25 protein-coding genes are annotated in these 21,500 nt (G+C 71.0%); all 25 read left to right on the top strand.

What is annotated here, in order from left to right:
* Positions 1–77 precede the first annotated feature (77 nt).
* The 25 genes from ABZ738_RS31285 (at position 78) to ABZ738_RS31405 (ending at position 21,226) form a co-directional block, all read left to right on the top strand.
* Complete coding sequence (locus tag ABZ738_RS31285; protein WP_357219428.1) at positions 78–2,477, top strand: DUF87 domain-containing protein; 2,400 nt, start codon at positions 78–80, stop codon at positions 2,475–2,477.
* A gap of 208 nt (positions 2,478–2,685) precedes the next feature.
* Entirely contained in the window at positions 2,686–3,561 is an 876-nt protein-coding gene (locus ABZ738_RS31290) for a replication-relaxation family protein (RefSeq protein WP_357219295.1), read from the top strand.
* A gap of 428 nt (positions 3,562–3,989) precedes the next feature.
* Positions 3,990–4,706: a hypothetical protein gene (locus ABZ738_RS31295; RefSeq protein ID WP_357219298.1), complete on the top strand. Its 717-nt coding sequence runs from the start codon at positions 3,990–3,992 to the stop codon at positions 4,704–4,706.
* A 29-nt stretch (positions 4,707–4,735) separates the two neighbouring features.
* A complete protein-coding gene (locus tag ABZ738_RS31300; RefSeq protein ID WP_357219301.1) occupies positions 4,736–5,176 on the top strand; it encodes a hypothetical protein in 441 nt (146 codons plus the stop codon).
* Between the two features lie 122 nt (positions 5,177–5,298).
* Positions 5,299–5,718, top strand: coding sequence for a hypothetical protein (locus tag ABZ738_RS31305; protein WP_357219304.1), 420 nt, complete (start codon positions 5,299–5,301; stop codon positions 5,716–5,718).
* Between the two features lie 185 nt (positions 5,719–5,903).
* A complete protein-coding gene (locus tag ABZ738_RS31310) occupies positions 5,904–7,040 on the top strand; it encodes a hypothetical protein (RefSeq protein WP_357219307.1) in 1,137 nt (378 codons plus the stop codon).
* Positions 7,037–7,378: a hypothetical protein gene (locus ABZ738_RS31315; RefSeq protein WP_357219310.1), complete on the top strand. Its 342-nt coding sequence runs from the start codon at positions 7,037–7,039 to the stop codon at positions 7,376–7,378. The genes ABZ738_RS31310 and ABZ738_RS31315 overlap by 4 nt, the downstream gene beginning before the upstream one ends.
* A gap of 187 nt (positions 7,379–7,565) precedes the next feature.
* Complete coding sequence (locus ABZ738_RS31320; protein WP_357219313.1) at positions 7,566–8,036, top strand: hypothetical protein; 471 nt, start codon at positions 7,566–7,568, stop codon at positions 8,034–8,036.
* A gap of 167 nt (positions 8,037–8,203) precedes the next feature.
* Entirely contained in the window at positions 8,204–8,473 is a 270-nt protein-coding gene (locus ABZ738_RS31325; protein ID WP_357219316.1) for a hypothetical protein, read from the top strand.
* A 125-nt stretch (positions 8,474–8,598) separates the two neighbouring features.
* Entirely contained in the window at positions 8,599–8,943 is a 345-nt protein-coding gene (locus ABZ738_RS31330; protein WP_357219319.1) for an Lsr2 family protein, read from the top strand.
* 31 nt (positions 8,944–8,974) lie between these two features.
* A complete protein-coding gene (locus ABZ738_RS31335; protein WP_357219322.1) occupies positions 8,975–9,373 on the top strand; it encodes a hypothetical protein in 399 nt (132 codons plus the stop codon).
* 114 nt (positions 9,374–9,487) lie between these two features.
* Complete coding sequence (locus ABZ738_RS31340) at positions 9,488–9,880, top strand: hypothetical protein (protein ID WP_357219325.1); 393 nt, start codon at positions 9,488–9,490, stop codon at positions 9,878–9,880.
* Positions 9,881–10,038: 158 nt separating this feature from the next.
* Complete coding sequence (locus ABZ738_RS31345; protein ID WP_357219328.1) at positions 10,039–10,974, top strand: MarR family transcriptional regulator; 936 nt, start codon at positions 10,039–10,041, stop codon at positions 10,972–10,974.
* A gap of 87 nt (positions 10,975–11,061) precedes the next feature.
* Positions 11,062–11,739, top strand: coding sequence for a GGDEF domain-containing protein (locus tag ABZ738_RS31350; RefSeq protein WP_357219331.1), 678 nt, complete (start codon positions 11,062–11,064; stop codon positions 11,737–11,739).
* Between the two features lie 97 nt (positions 11,740–11,836).
* On the top strand, positions 11,837–12,424 hold the full coding sequence (locus ABZ738_RS31355; RefSeq protein ID WP_357219334.1) for a hypothetical protein: 588 nt from the start codon (positions 11,837–11,839) through the stop codon (positions 12,422–12,424).
* Positions 12,425–12,640: 216 nt separating this feature from the next.
* On the top strand, positions 12,641–13,039 hold the full coding sequence (locus ABZ738_RS31360) for a hypothetical protein (protein WP_357219337.1): 399 nt from the start codon (positions 12,641–12,643) through the stop codon (positions 13,037–13,039).
* Positions 13,040–13,091: 52 nt separating this feature from the next.
* Positions 13,092–14,132 carry a hypothetical protein gene (locus ABZ738_RS31365; RefSeq protein ID WP_357219340.1) on the top strand — a complete coding sequence of 347 codons (1,041 nt, stop codon included), beginning with the start codon at positions 13,092–13,094 and terminating at the stop codon, positions 14,130–14,132.
* A 127-nt stretch (positions 14,133–14,259) separates the two neighbouring features.
* On the top strand, positions 14,260–14,676 hold the full coding sequence (locus ABZ738_RS31370) for a hypothetical protein (protein WP_357219343.1): 417 nt from the start codon (positions 14,260–14,262) through the stop codon (positions 14,674–14,676).
* Positions 14,677–14,768: 92 nt separating this feature from the next.
* A complete protein-coding gene (locus ABZ738_RS31375; RefSeq protein ID WP_357219346.1) occupies positions 14,769–15,857 on the top strand; it encodes a M23 family metallopeptidase in 1,089 nt (362 codons plus the stop codon).
* Between the two features lie 71 nt (positions 15,858–15,928).
* Complete coding sequence (locus ABZ738_RS31380; protein WP_357219349.1) at positions 15,929–16,228, top strand: hypothetical protein; 300 nt, start codon at positions 15,929–15,931, stop codon at positions 16,226–16,228.
* 81 nt (positions 16,229–16,309) lie between these two features.
* Complete coding sequence (locus tag ABZ738_RS31385; protein ID WP_357219352.1) at positions 16,310–17,536, top strand: hypothetical protein; 1,227 nt, start codon at positions 16,310–16,312, stop codon at positions 17,534–17,536.
* Positions 17,537–17,566: 30 nt separating this feature from the next.
* Positions 17,567–18,688: a hypothetical protein gene (locus ABZ738_RS31390; protein WP_357219355.1), complete on the top strand. Its 1,122-nt coding sequence runs from the start codon at positions 17,567–17,569 to the stop codon at positions 18,686–18,688.
* Positions 18,689–18,808: 120 nt separating this feature from the next.
* Positions 18,809–19,684: a hypothetical protein gene (locus ABZ738_RS31395; protein WP_357219358.1), complete on the top strand. Its 876-nt coding sequence runs from the start codon at positions 18,809–18,811 to the stop codon at positions 19,682–19,684.
* Between the two features lie 94 nt (positions 19,685–19,778).
* On the top strand, positions 19,779–20,822 hold the full coding sequence (locus ABZ738_RS31400; RefSeq protein ID WP_357219361.1) for a hypothetical protein: 1,044 nt from the start codon (positions 19,779–19,781) through the stop codon (positions 20,820–20,822).
* Positions 20,819–21,226 (top strand): hypothetical protein, encoded by a 408-nt coding sequence (locus tag ABZ738_RS31405; protein WP_357219364.1) that lies wholly within the window; start codon positions 20,819–20,821, stop codon positions 21,224–21,226. Before ABZ738_RS31400 ends, ABZ738_RS31405 begins: the two co-directional genes overlap by 4 nt.
* The last annotated feature ends 274 nt before the right edge of the window (positions 21,227–21,500 follow it).

Below are 21,500 nucleotides of genomic sequence, written 5' to 3' on the forward strand. Positions count from 1 at the left end.
CGACGCCACCGGCGCCCAGCCCCACGTTCGGGCCGGGCGCCGATTCCGTTGCGCCACCCGCAGGACCCGGCGCCGCCCTGGTCGACGCCGCCGTGTGGGTTACACAGCGGCCGTGGCTGGCCGTTGTCGCCGCCGGCCTGCTGGCCGTCTGGGTGGCCGGCCGCAACCTGGTGGAGATCTGGCGGCACCGTCACCACGCTCACGGCGCACGCCTTGTGACGATCGCGCCGCCGCCGGAGGTCGACCCGCACAGCGCGGGCGCGTTGTGGGCGAACCTCGCCGGTGTGCTGACCCCGTCCCGGCGGCGGCGCGTGCTCTACGGCGCCCCGCACGTCGTGTGGCAGTACACCTGGTCCGGCCGGCAGCTGCTCATCTCGATCTGGGTACCCGGCACCGTGCCGCCCGGGGCGGTCGAGGCGGCGGTGCGAGCGGCGTGGCCCAGCTCGGCCACCACCACCGACAACCATCCGCAACCGCCGATCCCCTTGGGCGCACGTCCCGCCGCTGGTGGGCACCTGCTGCCGGTGTACGCGGAGTGGCTTCCTTTGGCCACCGACCACGACACCGACCCGCTGCGCCCGCTGATGTCCGCCGGCGCCCAGCTCAAACCCGGTGAGTACGCCTGCGTGCAGATCCTGGCCCGTCCCGCCACGCCGCGTAGGGCGGCACGGGCCCGCCGGGCGGCCGGGCGGCTGCGGGCCGGCAAGACCGCCGTACCGGCGATCAACCCGGCCGCGCCGGTGCTGTGGCTGCTGGACGTGTTCCTGCCCGGCGGCGGTGCCGGCCGCGCCACGTCACCGGTCTCCCGCAGAGATCCGACCGTGGAACGGGACGTCCGGGCGATCCTCGACAAGACGGCACACCCGCTGTGGCAGACCGGTATCCGGTACGGGGTCGCCACCACCAGCCGCCGGCCCGCAGCTGACCCGTCCGGTCGGCTGCGGGGCATCGCCGACACCCTCGCGTCGGCGTTCGCCATCTACACCGGCCGCAACCGGCTCTCCCACCGGGCCCGGATGTCCGCGCCGGTGACCGTCCTGGCCGCCCGTCGGCTCGGTCCGGGGTTCCTCACCTCCGCCCCGGAACTCGCGGCACTCGCGGCGCTACCGCAGGATCTCGCCGTTCCCGGCCTGGACCGGGCGCGGGCCGCGTCGATGCCGGCGCCGGTCGCGGTTCCCGGTGGTGGGCGTGGCGTGAAGATGTTGGGCGACGCCGAAATCGGTGGCCACAGTGTGGGGCTGTCGGTGCCGGATGCGAGGTATCACATGCATGTGATCGGTTCGACGGGCTCCGGCAAGACCACCCTGCTGGTCAACATGGCCCTCGACGACATCAAGGCGGGGCGGGGCACCGTTGTCATCGACCCGCACGGCGACCTGGTGCTGGACATTCTCGACCGGCTCCCCGCCGATGTCGGCGACCGCGTCGTGCTCTTCGATCCCGACCAGGACAACCCGCCCACGCTGAATCCTCTTGAGGGCGAGGACCCGGACCTCGTGGTCGACAACCTCGTGTCGATCTTCGGGAACATCTTCGCCAAGGCGTGGGGGCCGCGAATGGACGACGTCATGCGCGTCGCCTGCCTGACGCTGCTGCGGCACAACAACGTGACCCTGCAGCACATCCCGCCGTTGCTGAACTCGCCGCAGTTCAGAAGCGCGATGACGGTGGACCTGGACGACCCGGCTGGGCTCAGCGGCTTCTGGCAGTGGTACGACAGCCTCAACGACAGCCTGCGCTCACAGGTCATCGGGCCGGTCCTCGCGCGTCTGCGGTCCTTCCTGCTGCGCGACTTCGTCAAGCGGACGATGCGGTACCCGAAGTCCAGCTTCGACATGGGCAAGGTCTTGGACGGCGGCGTGCTGTTGGTTCGGATTCCCAAGGGTGTGCTCGGCGAGGACACCAGCCGGCTCCTCGGCTCCCTCGTCCTCGCACAGGTGTGGCAGGCCGCCACCGCCCGCGCCGCCACCGCCCCCGACCGGCGACATGATGCCACATTGATCATCGATGAGGCGCAGAACTTCCTCACCCTCGCCAACAGCCTGGACACGATGCTCGCCGAGGCACGCAAGTACCGGCTCTCGCTGGTGCTCGCCCACCAGGACCTGGCGCAGTTTCCACGCGACCTGCTCGCCGCCGCGTCGGCGAACGCCCGAAACAAGGTCTACTTCACGGTGGCGCCGGAGGACGCGAAGGTGCTGTCCCGGCACACCGTGCCCGAGCTGGGTGAGCACGACCTCGCCCACCTTGACGCGTACACCGCGGCGGCGCGTCTGGTCGTCGATGGCCGGCAGACGCCGGCGTTCACGATGCGGACCCGACCGCCGAGGCCGGTCGTCGGTGAGGCGACCGCCATCCGGCAGGCAGCAGCGGCAGCGGTACCGAGTCAGGACACCAGCGCCGTCGACGACCTCGTCGAGCGGCTCAGCCGCAAGCCCGACGATCGGCGGTCCCGGCCGAAGAGTGACAGCGCCTGACTCAACGGTCAGCCGGTGGCGTCGCCCGGGTCGCGCACCGGCTCGTCACCGGGATCGTCACCGGTGACCGCCGGATGCCAGCCGAACAGTGCTGACCTGGGCTGTCAGTGCCGCACACGGCCCCTGACAGACCATCCGCACTGCCCTCCTCTGTGCCAGACACCCCTCCCGATCGGGAGGGGACCTCATCCTGCCCAAGGAGCAAACCGTGTACTCCCGTGTTCCGTCCGCCTCCAGCAAACCGGATCCCCTCGCCGTCTTCGGTCGTATCGTCCCCCGTGACCATGCCCTGCTCGCCCTGCTGGCCGAGCACTACCTGCTGTCCACCGACCAGATCACCCACACCTTCTTCGACGGCCGTCGCACCGCCCAGCGGCGGCTCACGATCCTGCACCGCCTCGACGTGCTGCACCGCTTCGGCCGCAGCGGCGCCCACGGCCGCTACGGGTCGCTGCTCTACACCCTCGGCCCCGTCGGGCTGCAACTGCACCCGACCGTCTACCACGACCCGGCCGGCACCGGCGGAAAGCCGCCGCGCAGCTCGCTGGAGCGGGCCAAGCGGATCGCCGCCAGCGGCCAGGTCAACCACCTGCTCGGCGTGAACCAGTTCTTCACCGACCTGATCGCCACCGCCCGCCGTACCGACGGCGCCCGCCTGTCGCGGTGGTGGTCCGAGCAGCACGCGACCACCGTCTACGCCCAGGCCGGCATCCGGCCCGACGGACACGGCGTCTGGACGGCCTCGGGCACCTCGACCGGTTTCTGGCTGGAGCACGACAACGACACCGAGAACTTGGCACGGGTCGTGGCCAAGCTGCGCGGATACGAGCGCCTCACCACCTTCGGTCCCCGCTACCCCGTGCTGTTCTGGGTGCCCAGCCGGCGTCGCGAGGCCAGCCTGCTCAACGTCCTCGCCGGACTGCGCAGCGCCAGCCCGATCGCGACCGCCGTGCACGGCCCCGACCCGGCCGGCAGGGTGTGGACCCTCGTCTCGGATCCCACGAACCGGCGGTACCTGCACGAGTTGCCGTCGGACCACGGACCCGACACGGTCACCAACCCGCAGCGCTTCGACGACCTGTAGACACCGGCACGCCGACTACGGTCCGTGTCTGTCATACAACAAGATCATTTGTGAGAGTCACGGATTCTCACAGCGACCGCGCCGGCGTCGGCAAGATCCGCGCCGGCACCACTCACAGCGCAGGTCAACCCCACTTTTAGGTGATCAACTCGCCGGACCGGCCTGACAGAACAGGCCACTACCGTTCACGGCACTAACAACACCTCACATATCTCCACCCCGGTTCGGTCCCACCTCGGAACCCCCGCCGCACCAACCGGTGCGCCACGCCCACCCGCCCCCAAGGCCGGTCGGCACCGCGCCGCGCGGCGACCCAGGTCGCACCCAACCAACCCGCACCACACCTTCCCCTTCAACCGACCCACGCACCCAGTGGGCCGGTTAACTCCGCGCGCCCTGACGCGCCCACCCCCCAGGAGGACCGCCTTATGTCCAAGACCCCTCGCCCGCTCGCCCACACCCCGGCCGTCAAACCGAAGGCCACGATCCGCACCATGATCCTCTGTATCCCGGAGGAACTGCCCCGCGAGGCACTGACCTCGCACCAGCTCGACCGCAACTTCGGCGTCCAGGGCACCCTGTCGGCCCGGTTCTGGGCCAGCGGTGCTCTGCACCTCTGGCAGCGCCGGCAGATGATCAGCCTGCGTAAGGGCCGCCCGGCCTACTGCGCCGGCGGACCGGCGAAACTCCTCGACCTGGACGGCATGCTCCAAGCCGCCGCCATGGGGGCGGGCATCCGCCACCAACTGTTCAGCAGGGTCGTGCACGGCACCCGCAACGCCACCCCGTGGCACGTCTACGACTCCCGCCACGTGGCGGACCCGGACAAGTACCCGTGGGACAAGGCCGTGGCGGACTTCAACAACCAGCCCCGGGTCAATGCGATCCGGATGCACAACGCCGCCACGTACGGCGCCGGGCAGATCGCCCTCAACGAGCTGGAGATGTATCAGGCCGGCTGCATGGCCTACCAGCACCACAGCGCGCTGACCGCGGTCGCGGGCGACGCGCTCATCACCGTCGAGGGCGCCAAGCTGGCCCCGGCCAGCGACGCCATGGCCGACCGGGTCACCTACCTCGAACAGGCCAACCGCCTGTTCGCCGCCGTCGACCCCGACCAGCGCCTGCTCGCGGTCGCGCTCTGACCACGCCGAATCAGGAGGAGGACAGCCTCATGGGCCGCGCCATGTTCCTGCTCGACGAGGTCGAGCAACTCGCCGACGCCTGCGTCCGCGCCCAGCGCCGCAACGCCGGCAACCGCGAGGCACCCCAGCCGGCACCGCCGGCACTGCGGGTGATGCACGACGAGTTCCACCGGATCTACCTCACCGGCGACAGCATCTACGCGGGCGAGAACCACCGCCTGCGACCGGTCACCGCCAGCCTCCTGGGCTGGCAGGAGACACCGGTGCTCGCCGGAGAGCTCACCGGCAGGCGATACCGACGGCTGTACCCGGGCCGTCTCGGCGACATCCCGCTTGCCGGGCCAGGGCACAACCTGCTCCACCTCATCCAGTCCGGCGTCGACGCCGGCTGGAGCACCTTCGTCATCGACTACGTCGACGACACCGTCATCCCCGGTGTCGGCCGCGGGCGCTTCCACGCCCCGCACTGACACCTGCCGGAATCGATCGGGCCAGCAGCCGCCATCCCTGTACCCAAGGGACACGCGCTGCTGCCCGGTCGGCTCCACCCACCACCCCAACGCATCCCTCAGCTTGAAGGGAACACCCCAGCATGAACTCGGTCTTCCGGTTCAACCTCGCCGCCGCGATGGAACTCGCCGAACACGCCATGTCCGCCGCCGAACACGGCGACCCCATCGACGACGAACCCGCCGGCCCCGCGCTGCTCCTCGTCGCCGACGACGGCGTGTACCTCATGTCCAACGGCCTGCCGCAGCCACCGCCGGGCCCGGACCAGCCGGCGACCTCGACCGTACGGGCGGTCTTCGCCGAGCACCGCAGCCCAGGGCAGCCGACTCACGACGGCGACGACCTGCTCATCGCCCTCCCGCTGTCCCAACCCGGCGACCCGCTCATCGAGAAGCTCCGCGCCGCCTCCCGCACCGGTCACGACGCCCTGGTCATCACCCTCCTCGACGACCAGCTCACCGTCGCTGCCACCCGAACGCCGCACGCCCCGCGCCTCGGCTGAACCTGCCGGCCGCCTTAAGGCAGGGGCCCCAGCCGACGCCACGGCCGGCGAGACGGCCGCCCTTTCCCTCTTCCACCAGCAAACGGCACCAGCCCGGCACGTCGCCGGATCCCGTCGTGCCCGCAGAAGCCAACGGCGGCCAATCCCGGTCGTCGTCATCACCCTGTCTGGAAGGACACGTCAGCATGCCGCAACTTCCGATCTGCCCCGTCTGCGCCGAGCCGGTCGCAGACCAACCCGTGCAGGGCTGGACCAGCGCCTACCGCGGTGGCGCAGCCCCGTGGTGGCACCTGATCGACAACACACCCATCTGCCCCGCCGGGGGCGGAACCTACTCCCAGGCGGTGTTCGTCGAGGACGGGCTCCCCGCCGACCCCCAGTCCCACACCTGGCTCGTCGCGATGAGCGAGCTGTTCACGATCGTCGGCCCCTACGACCCCGCCCGACTGGGCAGCGCCCTCACCGCCGCCGAGCACCTCACCCGCTGGCTGTTCACGGCCACCGGACCGTTCAGCGCGTTTCTGGCCATGCCCACACCAACCGACGTCGCGGCCCTGATCGGGCACCTGCACCGCACCATGCGGCTACTGGCCCGCGTGCACGTACAGACCGATTCCTACATCGTCGAGCAGGTCCGCCAGCCGCACTTCACCGGCCTCGACCCCGCCAGCAGGGCCGGGGGAGAGGTCATCGACGCGGCCGACGACGCTCACGTATTCCTGAAGTACGCGGCGGACGGGACCGCCCAGTCCGCGCAGGTGGCCGGGATCGCCTTGTCCCATGCCCGCAAGGTCGCCGCCCTGACCGCGGCCACCTCCGCCGAAGGCGCCGACGAGCGCGAATCCGCCCGAAACATCGCCTCCGGCGCGACCGAGCCGACGAGTCAGGATCTCCCACAGCAGACAAGTGACACCGTCGACCTCTCCGATGCCCATGTGGACGAGCTGATCGCACTGGCCTTCGGTGACGAGGCGGGCTTCGGCCCGGAAATGACCGAACGCGCCACCCGGATGCTCGCGACCCTCATCACCTACCTGTCGAACTGCCTCGGCCCGGCCCGGGCCGCCGCCATCCCCACCGCGCAGCACCTCGCAGATCTCGCCACCTCACTCACGTACGTCACGCACACCCTGGTCAGCGGGCTGCGACACCTCACCGGAAGCCCACGCGGCAGCGAAACCGACGGTCTAGACAAGACAGACGCCGCTGCTACGCGGGCGTCGCTCAAGGAGGCCGTCGAAGGTCTGCGCTTCGCCGCGAACCACTTCGCCGCCGCCTCCTACACCGCCGCAGGCCTCGACCCCGAAGGAGGCCAGCAGTGACCAGCGGCGGCGAGGAGGACAACACGGACACGACCACACCCCGCACAGCGCCGGTCGACCGTGTCTTCGGCGAGCGTCGGCAGGGCTACGACCTCACCGAGATACGGCGCGTCGACGGCAAGGTCCTCCGAGTCCGGATCTACCGCGACTTCTACCCACACCAGAGCCACGCGCTCGTCGAGGTCCTCACCCCGGCGATGACCTGGACCGAGCTGACGACCGAGCCGGCGTCGGCATGGCACTCCGCCACTCCGTCTCGCAGCACCAGCCCCGCACCGCTCGACCACCTCGCCGAGCGGCTCTTCCAACGAGCTGACGCGATCCTGCGCACGGAGTAGGGCCGCACGGACCGAGGTCCTGCGCGTGCACGTCACCGATGACGCGCGCAGTGCCTTCGTTCCGCTCGTGGCATCCCGCACCACGTCAACTCCGGCCGTCGCCCGGCCGAACACGCGCGATCACCCGCGCACCCGGGCACGGCCGCACGGCCGTGCCCGGGACACCCCAGAGAGGAGCGATACCGACATGCCCAAGGGCCGTTCCCGACGGTCGACGCCTGCGCCGACCTGCCACCCCGAGGGTGACCTCACCGCCTGGCCCGAGCAGCGGTACGCCTGCGACTGCGGCGAGGAGCTACGACTGGTTCGGATGAGCCTCGGCGTCAACGACTGGGCTCACGAGACCCTGTCCGGGCAGCGCTACCGCGACGACCGGCCGTCGCTGCTGCGTGAAGACCCGGCCCGCTGGTGGGACGAGCTGCGTCGTCGCATGGCCGCCGGTGACATGCGCGCTGCCCAGATCTACAGCAGCTTGAGCGCCGCCGAGGACCTCGGATGGAACCTGTGGCGGCACTACCACCACCCGGCGACGACGCTGACGGAGAGGTCTGACCGGCAGCCGCCGTACTGCTGCGCGTCGCCGATGTGGGCCAGCCCGGACGGCTGGGTCTGCCGTGTCACCCACCGCCTCTTCCCCTACACCTGCGCGACGCACTGACCGGCCACCCCCGGCACACGGCAACCGCCGCGTGCCCCAGGTCAGGTGCTGCCCCTCCTAAGGCACCACCGCTGAACAGTGCCGTCGCCCGGCCGAACAACGCCTGACCGCTCCGCATCCGGGCACTGCCGACCGGCTGCGCCCGGGATCTTCGCAAGGACCCGCTCATGGCGTACCGCGCGCCCAACGCTCGACAGCTCATCGAGATGCTCACCGACGCCATCCGCCGCCACGACGGCAATCCCGCCCTGCTCGACCGCGTCTTGGTCGACGTCAGCGGTGTGCGTGTCCCGATCGACTTCGTCGACCTGGTCGACGTCACCGACGAGTGCCAGCAGACGGACTGCCACTGCGGCTACGGCCAGGAGGACCGGCCCGAGGACGCCTCCAGGAAGGGCGTGCACTTCGACTTCCTCATCGGCGGCGACGTCCCCTGATCCGGCCACCGGCGCCAGCCGCGCTCCCGGTGCCGGTACCGGCCCTGCCCACCCACATCTCGGCTCTGCACCCCGCGCCGTGCCCGGCGTCGGGGCCCACCCCATACCCGATGAAGGGAAACCCTATGGCAACCAGAACGATCTTCGTGGTCACCGATGACCTGGACCACAGCCAGGACAACGTCGGCACCTACCGCTTCGCGCTCGAAGGCGTCGAGTACGAGATCGACCTCTCCGCGCACAACCTCGCCCGGATGCGAGAGGTGTTCGCCCCGTACATCGAGGCCGGCAGGCGGCTCCCGAAGCAGCCTCCCGCCCGGCGGGGTTCCGGCACCCGCGACAGCCGATCGGTCAACGCTCAGCTCCGCGCGTTCTGGGCCACGAACGAGGAGCGGATGGGCCTGCCCCCGCACCGCAGCCACGGCCTCATCCCGCGCGAGGTCCGCGACGCCTACCGCGACGCCCACTGACCCACGCCCTACCGGAAGGAAAACAGAACAGATGCGCGTCATCACTCCGCTGCCACGACCGGCAGGCGAGTTCAAGCCCGTCACCGCCGTCGCGGCGCCCCGCGAGTCGGTGGTCGTCACCTGGTGCCGGGAGATCGCGACCAATACCGCCACCTCCGTCGGCAGCCCCGTCGAGAACGCCGAATACCTGCTGACGCTCTACCCCCACGGCTTCGCGCCGTACTCGCTGTACAGCTCCTTCGTCATCGCCGGCCGCACAATGTCGATCTCCGTGCTGTGGGACGACCTGTGGCGCGAACCCGGATTCGCCCTCGCCGTCGACGGCCAGCCGGTGCCCCTGGACGCCACGAGCACCGCACGGCCAGCCGCCGTGATCGCCCACGCCGCCTGGCACGCCATCCTCGCCCCCAGCCCCGGAAGGGCTCGCTGATGGCACACCACCTGACCGCGGTACCCAGACCGGTCACACACGAGCGGCACGGTGGGCAGCCGCAGCCGCGAACCTGCCGGTTCACCACGGCCGAGTGGTCGCTGGCGGTGGCCGATGCCCACGCCTGACTATGAGCCCCGCCGCGGCAGCACGGCCGTGTTCTCCGGCCGGTGGCTGCGCTACGAGCCGGTCCCCGGGTTCGACCGCTACCACGAGGGCTACCGCGCGACGGTGCTCGGCTGGTGGAACGGCGCCTTCGAACTCGCGCTCGACCACGAGGCCATGACCGCGCTCGCCCAGACGTTCAACGCGATGGCCGACTACGTGGGCGGTGACTGGCGCACGGTCGACTTCGACGGCCGCACCCTCACTATCGCCCGTCCGCAGTCCGTCGGCGGCGGCGTCCACCGCGCCGAACCCGATGAAGGGCGCTACCGGATCGGCTGGGGCCTGCCCTGGCTGCCGGTGGACCCCCACCGCTGCGACCGCGTCTTCGGCCACCCGTAGCCGGACAGCCCCGGCAGCACCGGGCCTGGCAGGCCCCCGCCCGCGCTTCGACGGCGTCCCGAGATCCGGTCAGCCGACTTGATCACGAGGCGCCGTCGAAGCGTCCATCAGTGCACACCACATCCAGGCACATCGAACAGCAGCCGCAGGGAGGACCAATGGACAACCCGGAACAGACCACGATGCCCGCTCTCGACAAGGTCGCCGCCGCGCTGGCCGAACTCGGTCAGGAAACCGCCGCCGCCATCGCCGCACGCGCCGGCGTCGGGTACTCCACGGCCACGAAGAAGCTCCGCGTGCTGGAAGAAGCCGGCCAGGCCGAACCGTACCGCGCCGACGACGGCCGCACCCTCTGGCGCCCGGCCCCGAGCACCGCGGGCAGCACCGACGGCGACGACACGCCAGCCAGCACGCCCGACACAGAACCGCGCGACGCACCGGCACCGCCCATCGCCGAGGACGAGGGCCGCGAGCAGGCTGACGAGCCCTCCACGCCGGCACAGAAGACGACCGGGCCAGACGAGTCCTCCGCTCCAGCGGAAGACACCACCGAGCCGGACGAGCCCACCGCCGACCAGCCAGACGACGCTGAGCCCGCGTCAACGGACGACGACACGGATCGGCCGACCTCACACGGCCCGCCGGGTCAGGCGGACGATTCCCCGACCGAGCCGACTCCAGCAGCCGAACCTCAGGAGGAGCGCGACGAACCCGCCGAGGCCGGCAGCGTCAGCGACTCGGTCGTCGCGACGGTGGACGAGACGGAGGTTGCCGACCCGCCGGCGAGCACGGACGACTCCGCCTCGGCCAGCGCCCCGGCCGAGGATCCGAACGTGTCCACTGACGGTAGGCCACGCCGGTCGAAGGGCACCCTGCGTGGCGCCATCCTCGACGTGCTTGAGGCCCACCCGGACCAGCAGTTCAAGACCAGCCAGTTGTGTCAGGCCATCGACAAGGCGAACGAGGGCAGCGGCTCGGCGAAGGCCAGCGCGGGCGCGGTGGTCAACGCCGTGCACAAGCTCGTCGCCGACAACCGAGCCATCCAGGTCGTCGAACGACCGGCGGCCTTCCAACTCGCCCCGAAGACCGGCTGACCGTTCACCTCTGGTAGCCCGGGGCGGGCGTCGATCTTGGCGGAACACGCCCACCCCGGTGCTCCTCGTACGAAGGAGCGATGTCGAGTGTCCCACCTCAACTCCTACCTCACCGCAGCCGGCGGGCTCCTCGCCGGTCTCGCCGCTGCGCTGCCCCTGCTCGCGTGGCAGCGGCGGATCATCCACCAGCAGCGACAAGCCCTGGCGGCCCGCGAGCGGGACCGGTCCTACTGGCACCACCTTGCCACGCACAGCGACACCACCGATCTGCCGAACCGCAGGGCGTTGCGGACGCACCTGGAGGCCACGTTCTCGCTCGGCGAACCGCTCGGGCTCGTCCTCATCGACCTCGACCGGTTCAAGTGGGTCAACGACACCTACGGTCACGAGCACGGCAACGACCTGCTGTACCAGGTAGGCCAGCGGCTAACCACCCTCGGGCCACCAGCAGCCCTGGTCGCGCACCTGTCCGGCGACGAGTTCGCCGTCGTCGTCCACGGCGACGAGGGCGATGTCGAGGACGTCGCCCGCACGGCCTACACGCGCATCTCCGGTTCACCGAACAAGGTCGGCGACCAGGAGGTGACCCTCACCGCCAGCGTCGGCTACGCGGTCGCGGAACCGCACATGCTGCCCCGCGACCTCCTGCAGGCGGCGGATCAGGCGATGTACCTGGCCAAGGCCAGGCGCAGCGGTGCCCATGCCCACGACCCGAGCCACCACACGCCGCCGGGTGCCGTCACCCGCTACCGCGACCTGCGGTAACACCGCCCCGGCATCACCTGGCGCCAAGCCAGCCCATCCACAGCAGCCCCGAGGCCGATCGGCCTCGGGGCTGCCTGCGTCAAGGAGCCGAAACAGCGTGCTGTCCTTTCCCGCCGTCCACACCCTGACCGGATGCCTCCTGGACCTCGAAGCCAGCGCCGACCAACTCGGCTGGGGTCGCCCGCCCTTCCTGCTGCTCATCCAGGACAAGCCCTCACCATCGGCACCCAGCAGCAAGACACGCCAGATGACCGCCCTCCAGATACCGGTGAACCCGGCGCGTGTAGGCCGGTACCGCGCCGGCCTGCCCGACCTCCTGCTGGATCTCGCCACCGCGCTGAGCGCCGACCGACCGGTCGGGCGGCCCACGCTGTCCGCCTGCGTCGATCTCAGCCTCATCGTCGACCGAGTCGCCGAGCCCACTCCCGGACTACGGCTGTTGGCCTGGGCCGTCTGCTACGAGGACGTCCTCGTCGAGTCCGACGACCTACACGAGATCCGACGGGTCGACGCCGTCGACGCTGACGGACGCGACTACCAGATCACGAGGTTGCGCGGCGAACTGCACCCCGTGGTCTTCCTCGACGAACAGCCCGGCGACGACAAGCCAGCCACCCGCCCCGGTCTGGAAAGGCTCGTCGAGACCGCCAGCCGCCCCAAGCCACCATCGCGGACGACCGACTGACGGCCTTACGCGGCAGGCCCAGCCGCAAGATCCAACCTGCGCGTCCGTGCCGCTACCCATCGTGCTTTCCACGCGCCCCTCCAGGCAGACGACTTGACCTTCATCGAGAGATGAGCGTCGATCGTGCTGGTCGCCGTGCGAGCCGTCCATCAGGAAGAACACGACCGACGGGTCGGACGGTGACCCCTGCCCGGATACCGATGGAAGGTCACCCGCATGTCCGACCCGACCGCACCCCGCCCGTCCGACCGCGCGCTGCTCCCCAGCAATGTCACCGACCCTCTGCTGTGGCGGCTGGCCGTCGACGTGGCCACCGCCCACCAACTCGGACCCGACGACCGGTGCGTCAACCTACAGTGCGCCGACCAGTCCGGTCCGTGCAGGGCCGCCCGGATGGCCCAACGGGCAATGCGATCCTCGCGCACCCCGAACCCGAGACCACAACGCCTGCCACACGCCGCCGTCCGGGAACGGACGCCGCAGCGGCCGGTCCGCGACTGCGGCGGCTTCGTCGGCTGGTTCACCGCCCGCGTCACCGCCACCACCACCCACCTGCGGCAGCGGCTACCACGCCGTGTTCCCGGCGCGACCCTGACCGCCGCGTACGCCGCGTAGCGGCCAACGCCAGAGCGACCAACGCCATCCAACCCCGACCAGGAGGAAGAGAATGACCCTCCGCACCGAGACCACCCTCGCCGGCTACGCCCGAGCCGCCGTGGCGATGAAGACCCGCATGCACGAATTCTGCACCAGCACCGCCGGTAGTGAGTACACACGAGCCTTCGTCGAGGCCCTCTTCGAGAATGTCCCCGAAGCCGACCGGTACGGCGAGGCCACACCCGACCAGAAAGTCGCCGAGGTCATCAACCGCGCCAGCGGCACCGTGTGGGCGCAAGGCGAGGCGTACGTGCTCGCCCCCGCCATGACCGCCATCGTCGCCGCAGCGGCCGAAGCGCTCGACCTCACCGGCGACCTCCTCGCCGCCGACGCCGCCCCCACCGACGGCGGCGTGCTCTTCCTCCCCGAACCGATCTACCACCGCAACCTGAGCGGCAAGGTCAGCGGAATCGCCGCGATCACCTGGACCACCGTTACCTCCCCCAGCGGCCGGTCATGGCTGATCGGCGGCTGGGCCGACCGCGACGACCCCGAAGATCCTCACGCCGTTCATATCCGGAGCTACACCCAACAGGATCCGACCCTACGGTCGCGGCTCGGCCCCTACGTGATGACGAACCTGGACATGCTGCCCATCGCGGCACCGGTACCCGCCGTCGAACACCCGGACGACCTCGAACCCGACCGCGACTGGGAAACCGCGCCCGACGGCCGGTACGTCATCGCCGACGCCACCGCCCGCACCCACGTCTGGGCCGCGATCGCCTACGCGTTCTGGCGCATCCAGGCACAACCCATCGCCGTCGCCGCTGCGGTGCCCCTGGACCGGCCCGCCCGCCGCCGCGCCACACGCGCCGCCATCGTGCACGACACCCGTGTCGTGATGCTGCGGCGCACCTCCGCCCTGACCGAAACCAGCGACGGACCAGCCAGGTGGCACTACCGCGTCCGGTTCGTCGTACGCGGTCACTGGCGCCGCCTGATCGACAAGCACGGACAGGCGTACCGGATCTGGATCCACGCCCACATCAAGGGACCCGACGACGCGCCGCTGCTGCACGGCGAGAAGGTCGCCGTCCTCGCCCGCTAGCGCAGACCACCGCACCCGACTCCGCATCGACGACCGCGCGGCCGACCCCGACCGCGCGGCCGACCCCGACCGCGCGGCCGTCGCCGTGCCCACACCCCATCCAGTCATTCACGAGGAGACATCACCCGTGGGAACCCCCTGCTACGTCGGCACCGCCGACCCCGCCCAGCCGACCATCGTCCGCGCCCGCTACGTCCACTTCGACGGCTACCCCTCATCCCTCATCCCGCAACTGCGCGGCATCTGGGCCACCACCACCCGCCGCGACACCAGCGCCCTCATCGACGCGGTCCTCGCCCACGACTGGGACTACCTCGGACCCGACATCACTGCGGACACACGGCCGGTCTTCTCCGGCCAGCGCCCCATCGCGGGGGTCGGCATGACCCTCGACGACACCGCGCCGGAGCCGCTCACCGTCTTCCCGCTCAGCCGCGCCGTCGACCTCGTCGCCTCCTGGATCTACGTGATCAACCCCGCCGACGGCACGGTCACCGTGCACAACGGCGACGGCGAGCCTGTCGGCGTTCACAACCTCGGCTAACCCGTACGGACCAGGAGGAACCCTGTCATGCCCGGCCCCGCCGCGCGGCTCGACCGAACCCGTCACCTCCGCCTCGACGGCAGGGGGCCGGGATGAAGCTCCGATCCCTGGTGTCACTCGCCGTGGCGCTCACCGCCGTGTTCATCCTCTGCGCCGGCGGCCTCGGCGGATTCCTTGGCGACACCGCCGCTGGCTGTATCCCAGGAGCCACCTCGCCCGGCTCCTCTTCACCCACGACGGCGTCGCCCATCACCGGACCGACCCTGTGGCCGGCCATCGGTGACTGGGACAGCGGCCAGGTCGGCAACGCCGCCACGATCGCCACCACCGGCGCCCGTCTGGGAGTTCCCGGCCGCGGCTGGGTGATCGCGGTCGCCACCGCCTTGCAGGAAAGCACCCTGAGGAACCTGGCCGGTGGCGACCGCGACTCCGTCGGCCTGTTCCAGCAACGCCCCAGCCAGGGCTGGGGCACCCCCGCCCAGCTCCAAGACCCCGTCTACGCGTCGGAGAGATTCTTCGCCACGTTAGTCACGATCGACGGCTGGCAGACGATGCCGCTCACCGAGGCGGCCCAGGCCGTCCAGATCTCCGCCTACCCCGACGCGTACGCGAAGTGGGAGGGACCGGCCACCGAGCTGGTCACCGCCATCGCCGAGACCGCCGGCCTACCCACCGCCGGGCTGGCCGGCTGCGGGGCCGTCGGCCCGTGGACCCAGCCGGTGCTCGCCCCGGTCGGATCCGCCTTCCGCAGCTCGGCCCGGCCGGGCCACGACGGCGTCGACCTCAGCGCCCCACGCGGCACGGTCATCCGCGCCGCGTCGGCCGGCACCGTCCGCACCGTGCGCTGCAACGCCGTCTACGCCGACGGCGGCGCCGAATGGGGCTGCCACCGCGACGGCGACCCCATCCGCACCCGCGGGTGCGGATGGTACGTCGACATCGACCACGCCGGCGGCCTGCTCACCCGCTACTGCCACATGGACCAGCCCCCGATGGTGACGGTCGGGCAGCAGGTCGCCGCCGGCCAACCCATCGGCGTCGTCGGCTCCACCGGCCACAGCTCTGGCCCGCACCTGCACTACGAGGTGCACCAGAACGGCGACGCGAGCGCGAACGGGCCCATCGACCCGGTGCCGTTCATGGCCGCACAAGGCGCCCCCCTCGGGGCACCTCCCGCCTGACCGGCCCCTTCCCGCCTTGCGCCACGACCGAGCGGATCCCACCATGAGACCTCCCCGAAAAGGGGCACCGTGTGACCACCGACGAGGACACGGACCACGAGGACCTGCTGGAGCGTCTGCTCCGACACCTCCTGTCCGGCGGCATCCTCGACGAACTCTGCGAGGAAGCCGGCCTGCCCGTGCTGCTGGAGAGCAGCGGAAGGCCGGTGAACGTGCGGGAGGTCGTCGCCTACGGCGACGCCGGTGTCATGGCCCTCCACCGCGGCGTCGTGATCCGGCTGTCCGACGGCAGCGAGGTCCAGCTCAGCATCGTCACCTCTCGCCGCCCCGACAGCCCTGTCCAGGAGCGCCTGCCCAGGACTTCCGGCTGAGCGAGCCACCGCCCCTGCTGGCTCGGCCCAACCCGGCGGGCCGCCTTGCCAGCAACCCACCGAAACCACGGAGGTACCACTGTGTCCCGCACCCCAGGTGAGCCCATCGCCCCCGAGCACGCCACCGCGCCGTGCCTGATCGGCCAGCTCCACGACGACGGGCACACCGTCACCGCCGTCGCCATCAGCGATGAGGTCGACCCCCAGAACGTGCTGCCGGTGCTGCGCAGTCTGCTGGACGAGGCCGTCGGCGACATGCGCCTGATGACCGACCAGGTCATGACCTACGGCTGGATCTCACTCAACACCCCCACCCCGCCAGGACAGGCCACGCCGACGTCGGCCACGCCGCCACGGCTTCAAGTCGATCTGCACGAGGCCAGCGTGCCGCCGCGCGCCGAGTGGCTGTATCTGCTCGGCGACCGCGAACCGATGGTCCTGGTCTACGAAGCGACCGTGCACGGCACCTGGGCCCGGCACAGCCGCCACTGGCTACTGGCGCCCGCCGACACTCCGCTGCCGACCGGCCTCGGCATCGTCGGTGACCTCGCCACCGGACACGGCGAGCACCAGTGGCGGCCCGCGACGATCGGGCTCGCCGGTCTGCACACCGCCTGGCAGGCCGAGATCTGCTCGACGGAGTGGGCGCGCGGTGTGATCGTCGCCCGCCTCGATCGGGAGGTGCTGCGCGATGTCATCGACGTGACCAGGCAGTGGCACGAGGGCCGGATGCCCGGCTCCGGCCTGCCGATACTGACCCTCGCCGCGCACATCCTGATCGTGTTGTGGTGGAACGGGTCGGGACACGAGCAGACCCAGCAGATCTCGCCCGGCTTCCAGGTCCGGGGCGATGAGATCACGTCGCGGATCCTGCCGAACCTCGACGTGCTCTACGTCATCGGCCAGCACGTCCTGCCCTGGACGCTGCCCGCCGAGGAGCGGCCCGGATACCGGCCCGACGAGTTGCGCAACGGCGTCCCGCCGATCCGGGAGTGGGTCACCGAAGCCGGAGTGCACGCGGCCTACCCGCCCCTGCGGGGGTACCCACTGTCGCTCATCGCCGCCGCGCTGGCCGACCTCGCCGACTGTGGCCCGGCGGCGCTGGCCAGTTACGACCACCCGTACCAGGTCTGCCTGATCGCCGCCGGCCATACCGTCGTCGTCACCCCCACCGCCTGGGAAGGCCGCTCCCACGTGACCCTGCCCCGCCCGCTCGGCGGTATCTGGACCGACGACCCGCTGGTCCCGGTCTTCAGCCCGTGGCAGGTCGCCACCCGCTGCGGAATCCTCCGCAGCCGCAACCACTGACCAAGACGAACCGAGCGAAAGAGGAGAGAAGTGTCCGACCACGAGAACCGAACACGTACCGTCCGGCAGGCGGATGAGGCGCATGCGACCACGTCCCACGAGCACCTCGCCCCGCACCATGTCATGGTCGGCGACCTCGGCGTCTTCGCCGGCGACTGGGCCGCCTACGACCACCACGGCCGAACCCGCTACCCGACCGGCTTCGTCGGCCGCCTCGACGCCCAGCGCGGGCGCGACGGACAGTACGCGGTCTTCTCCTGCGACCGGGCCGTCGCCGAGGCGATCGTCGCCGAACAGGGGCGGCTGCGCGACGAGACCCGACAGAGGCTGACCGCCGGCGGCCTGCGGGGACCGGATCTCGACGCCGAGGTGGACCTAACGTACGCGCCGCTGCGCTTCGACGGTGACGAGATCGTCATGGACGAACGGCTCGTCCACGGAGAGGCCGACGGGATTTCGCGGATCTGCCCGGACGCCGACGGCCGGTACGCGATCTGCGCCTGGCAGTGGGAGTGGCGCACCGTCGCCCCCACCGACTGCGACCACGTTGTTGGAGCGGCACCGACGGCGGCGGATCAGCCCGCCCGGATCCCACTCGTCCACAGCCCGCTGCACGTGCCGCACGATCGACTCACCGTCACCAACCTTCACCAGCGCCTGGCCTACAACGGAGTCGCGTTCACCGCGACGCTCTGCCTCGACGGCACGCCGGTCGGAATGATCGAGTACGACGGCAACGGCGGGGAGACCTGGCTGCGTCACCACGACCCGGCCCGGTTCAGCTGGCGCGACATGCACGAGTTCGTGCTCGGGTGCCGCTACCTGCGCCAGCCCACCGATGAGGGAAAGGTCCTGGACCGGCTGGTCACCGAGTACGACCTGGCGCGGCAGATCGCCCCGCTGCCCCCGAACGCGACCCTGGCCCGGTCGGTGAACGACGACGGCGACTTCTGCGGCGACACCGTCGCCCTCGAATCCCTCCACGGCCTCGACCGACTCAACCAGCCGGTGGCGTGGACCGACCTCGCCCGATACCTGGCCACCTTCAAGCGCAGTTCGCTCAGTACGCACTGGCAGGTGTGGCTCAACGGCTTCTGGAGGGACGTGCCCGCCCCCGCCGCGACCGCCGACGCCGGGGCGAACAGGCACTGAAGTACCGCAGGGCGTACGGCTGCGGTGGTCCACCGAAGCCGTATCCACAGCTACGACCCAGAGGGGCGAGCCCGGCTACCGGGCTCGCCCCTCAACTGCTTCAGAAAGGAAGGCACAAGAATGTCCGATTCCACCGAGCGTCACACGGGCTCTCGCGGCTTCGAGGACCAGACAAACTGGCCCGAGTTCGGCCGCCGACTCCAGCAGATTCAGGCCAAGCTGGTCCACGGCGACGGCGAGCCGCTGCTGTCCGGGGACGACTTCTACGGCGAGGCGCTGAGACGCCTGCTCACCAGCGGCTCCGGCTGGATGAGCCGAGCCGAGCACGAATGGCACCTGCGAGGACTCCACGTCTTCAACGGTTCGGCGGCGCAGACCGCGCGGCGGCAGGCACGCGAAGCGCGAGGACGGTACGCCATCTCCGCCCGGGCGATCCGCGCCGAGCTGGCCGCCTGGCTGCGTGAGGCCGGGGCCAACGAGCGGATCGTGCCGAGCCGGTACCGCCGCGACGGCGTTCTCCTCGCCGCCGACTGGATCGACCCCGCCACGGCGGCGTCGCCGTATCCCCAGCCTGAGCAGGACCAGGAGGCCATGCCATCCCGGACCGGGGACTTCCGGTGGTCGCGGGTGCTGGAGGCGCTACGCGCGGCGGGCGAGCAGGACGGTGAGCAGGCCGCCGCGTGGTGGGCGCAGTACACCATCGGCGGCTCCAGCCGAGACGACGTCACCGCGCTCGCGCGAGCGGTACTCGCGGGAATCGACGCCTGCGACCCCGCCGTCCTCGACGGTCTACCCGCCTTCGACCTCGCCGGGTACGACGCCGAGCGGTACCGCGTCCACGCACCCCACGACGCGCCGAAGTGGGACGACCTGTCCGACGCCGACCAGGCCGCCGCGATCGACGCCACCCGCGACGGCTTCACCACCGCCGTCGAGGACGGCGTCGCCGCGCGCTGCGCGGCCCTGCTCGACAGCGACACCCCTCCCACCGAGTAACCGCTGCGCCGGCCAACCCGGCAGGCGTACCCCGGTCCATCGCCCTCGGCCGTCCGGCCTGAGGGCAGTTTCATTTCTATAAAGGGAGCAGCACGTGAGGAAGCTCTGGTTCGGCCTGCGCGAGGCCATCGCACAGGCCGAGGAAACCAACGCCGGCTACACAGCCGGCGAAACGCACGAACCCCTGGAGCCGTGGCTCGTCCTGAACACCGTCGGCGCACGGCTGTGGTTCACCGCGGTGAACGCGCCCCGCCCCCGCAGCGCCACCATCGCGGCCACCCACGACGACGGGCCGCCGCCCGGCGCGGAGTCGATACCGCTGTACCGGCAGCCCTTGACCGAGCCCGACACCGACGGCAAAGAGCCGCTGGACCAGTTGCGCGCCGCCGCACGGCAGGGGCACCGGTGGCTCGTGGTCGACACCTCGATGCCGCCACGGCTGTACACCGCCGCCGCCTACGACACCGACCGCGTCCCGGAGACAGCGGTCTGGACCCCGGCCTGGATCGCCACCGGCGATCTCGGCCCGTACCCCGGACAGGTCGCCCACGGCTACCGGCACAACGGCTCCGTCATCCCCCGTCTCCGCCGCGAGACGGTGCAACGGATCGCCGCCGACTCCAACGCCCGCGCCTTCAGGCACCCGGAGCAGGACGCCGACCTGCTGGTGCTCCGCCACCACGACAGCCGCATCGAGATGTTCGTGGTCCGTGCACCCGGCGCGAACAACCTCGGTCACCACAACGAGACGTTCGTCGTCGAGACGCGGCAGCTCACCGCCGGCCCGGACGGCTGGTTCCGCGCCACCGACGGCCGCTGGCCCTGGCGTCACGCCAGCCCACCTGCCCTGCCGCCCGAGCGACGCCGAGGCGAGCGCCACCAGCACGAACCGGACGTCTTCGAAGCCAACGGACCGGACGGAATCAGGTGCACGGTGTGCGGGGCGACCGGCTACGACATCGCCCACCAGGAGTTGCCATCAATGGCCGGCTTCGGCACCGATACCACCACGTCGTGCCGGATCTGCGGCTCCTCGGAAACCTACGCCGAGGAGATCGGCTGGAGCAGCCACCGCGCGGTCTGGCCACCAGCACTCGCCCCGGCGCCAACAGCGGACGAAGAGGTGGCGCGGCCGTGATCGACGACGACTACCTCCCCGGCGAGGGCGACGTCATGCCCGCGACCTGGTGGCGCCTGCCGGAACCCTTCGGCCTCATCAAGCGGGTCCGTAGCAGTCGGATCCCCGGCCACCCGCTGATCGCGTTCGTCGACGAGTTCACCACAACGCTCTCCGCCGCTGGTCCGCTCTACGTGAACCTGTACCGGTACACGGTCTGGGACAGCACCTCGTCCAAGGACACCATCGAGCGGCAGATCTTCGCAAGCCTCACCAACAGCTACCCGGGCATGTTCAGCACGGTTGTCGGCGGACCGGACGTGTGGCTCGCGCTGCGGCTGACCCGGCTCACCGATCGCATCGTGACCGCGCTGCTTGAGCAGCACGAGCGCTACCAGGCCCACCGCCGCAGGACATCGGCGTAGCGGCACGACTTTCCTTGGGCCGGCATCCGCGCCTACAGCCGCTGATGAACCTGGCCCGCTCCCTGTGACACCACGCCCCGGCCGGACTCCGGCCCGACATCACTCCTCGACCCGCCCTCGCGCCGCCGAACTGGTAGGCGCCCGACCTGAGCACCGCTCCGCGTAGCCGGTACGGCTACGCGCGCTCTTCCCCGCCCGCTGTGGCGCACCACTGCCGCCGCGCGCCCCCGGCGCGGGCGGGCGGGGGCGGAAAAAAGGCCACCAGTCCAAAAAA

It is taken from the genome of Micromonospora sp. NPDC047793 (assembly GCF_040642635.1).
GTDB lineage: Bacteria > Actinomycetota > Actinomycetes > Mycobacteriales > Micromonosporaceae > Micromonospora.

Excerpts from the sequence above, each read along its gene's own strand:
- ABZ738_RS31295 (WP_357219298.1), top strand. The coding sequence starts at position 3,990 with ATGTCCAAGACCCCTCGCCCGCTCGCCCACACCCCGGCCGTCAAACCG.
- ABZ738_RS31360 (WP_357219337.1), top strand. The coding sequence starts at position 12,641 with ATGTCCGACCCGACCGCACCCCGCCCGTCCGACCGCGCGCTGCTCCCC.
- ABZ738_RS31305 (WP_357219304.1), top strand. The coding sequence starts at position 5,299 with ATGAACTCGGTCTTCCGGTTCAACCTCGCCGCCGCGATGGAACTCGCC.
- ABZ738_RS31320 (WP_357219313.1), top strand. The coding sequence starts at position 7,566 with ATGCCCAAGGGCCGTTCCCGACGGTCGACGCCTGCGCCGACCTGCCAC.
- ABZ738_RS31375 (WP_357219346.1), top strand. The coding sequence starts at position 14,769 with ATGAAGCTCCGATCCCTGGTGTCACTCGCCGTGGCGCTCACCGCCGTG.
- ABZ738_RS31310 (WP_357219307.1), top strand. The coding sequence starts at position 5,904 with ATGCCGCAACTTCCGATCTGCCCCGTCTGCGCCGAGCCGGTCGCAGAC.
- ABZ738_RS31335 (WP_357219322.1), top strand. The coding sequence starts at position 8,975 with ATGCGCGTCATCACTCCGCTGCCACGACCGGCAGGCGAGTTCAAGCCC.
- ABZ738_RS31345 (WP_357219328.1), top strand. The coding sequence starts at position 10,039 with ATGGACAACCCGGAACAGACCACGATGCCCGCTCTCGACAAGGTCGCC.
- ABZ738_RS31300 (WP_357219301.1), top strand. The coding sequence starts at position 4,736 with ATGGGCCGCGCCATGTTCCTGCTCGACGAGGTCGAGCAACTCGCCGAC.
- ABZ738_RS31340 (WP_357219325.1), top strand. The coding sequence starts at position 9,488 with ATGCCCACGCCTGACTATGAGCCCCGCCGCGGCAGCACGGCCGTGTTC.
- ABZ738_RS31325 (WP_357219316.1), top strand. The coding sequence starts at position 8,204 with ATGGCGTACCGCGCGCCCAACGCTCGACAGCTCATCGAGATGCTCACC.
- ABZ738_RS31395 (WP_357219358.1), top strand. The coding sequence starts at position 18,809 with ATGTCCGATTCCACCGAGCGTCACACGGGCTCTCGCGGCTTCGAGGAC.
- ABZ738_RS31330 (WP_357219319.1), top strand. The coding sequence starts at position 8,599 with ATGGCAACCAGAACGATCTTCGTGGTCACCGATGACCTGGACCACAGC.
- ABZ738_RS31365 (WP_357219340.1), top strand. The coding sequence starts at position 13,092 with ATGACCCTCCGCACCGAGACCACCCTCGCCGGCTACGCCCGAGCCGCC.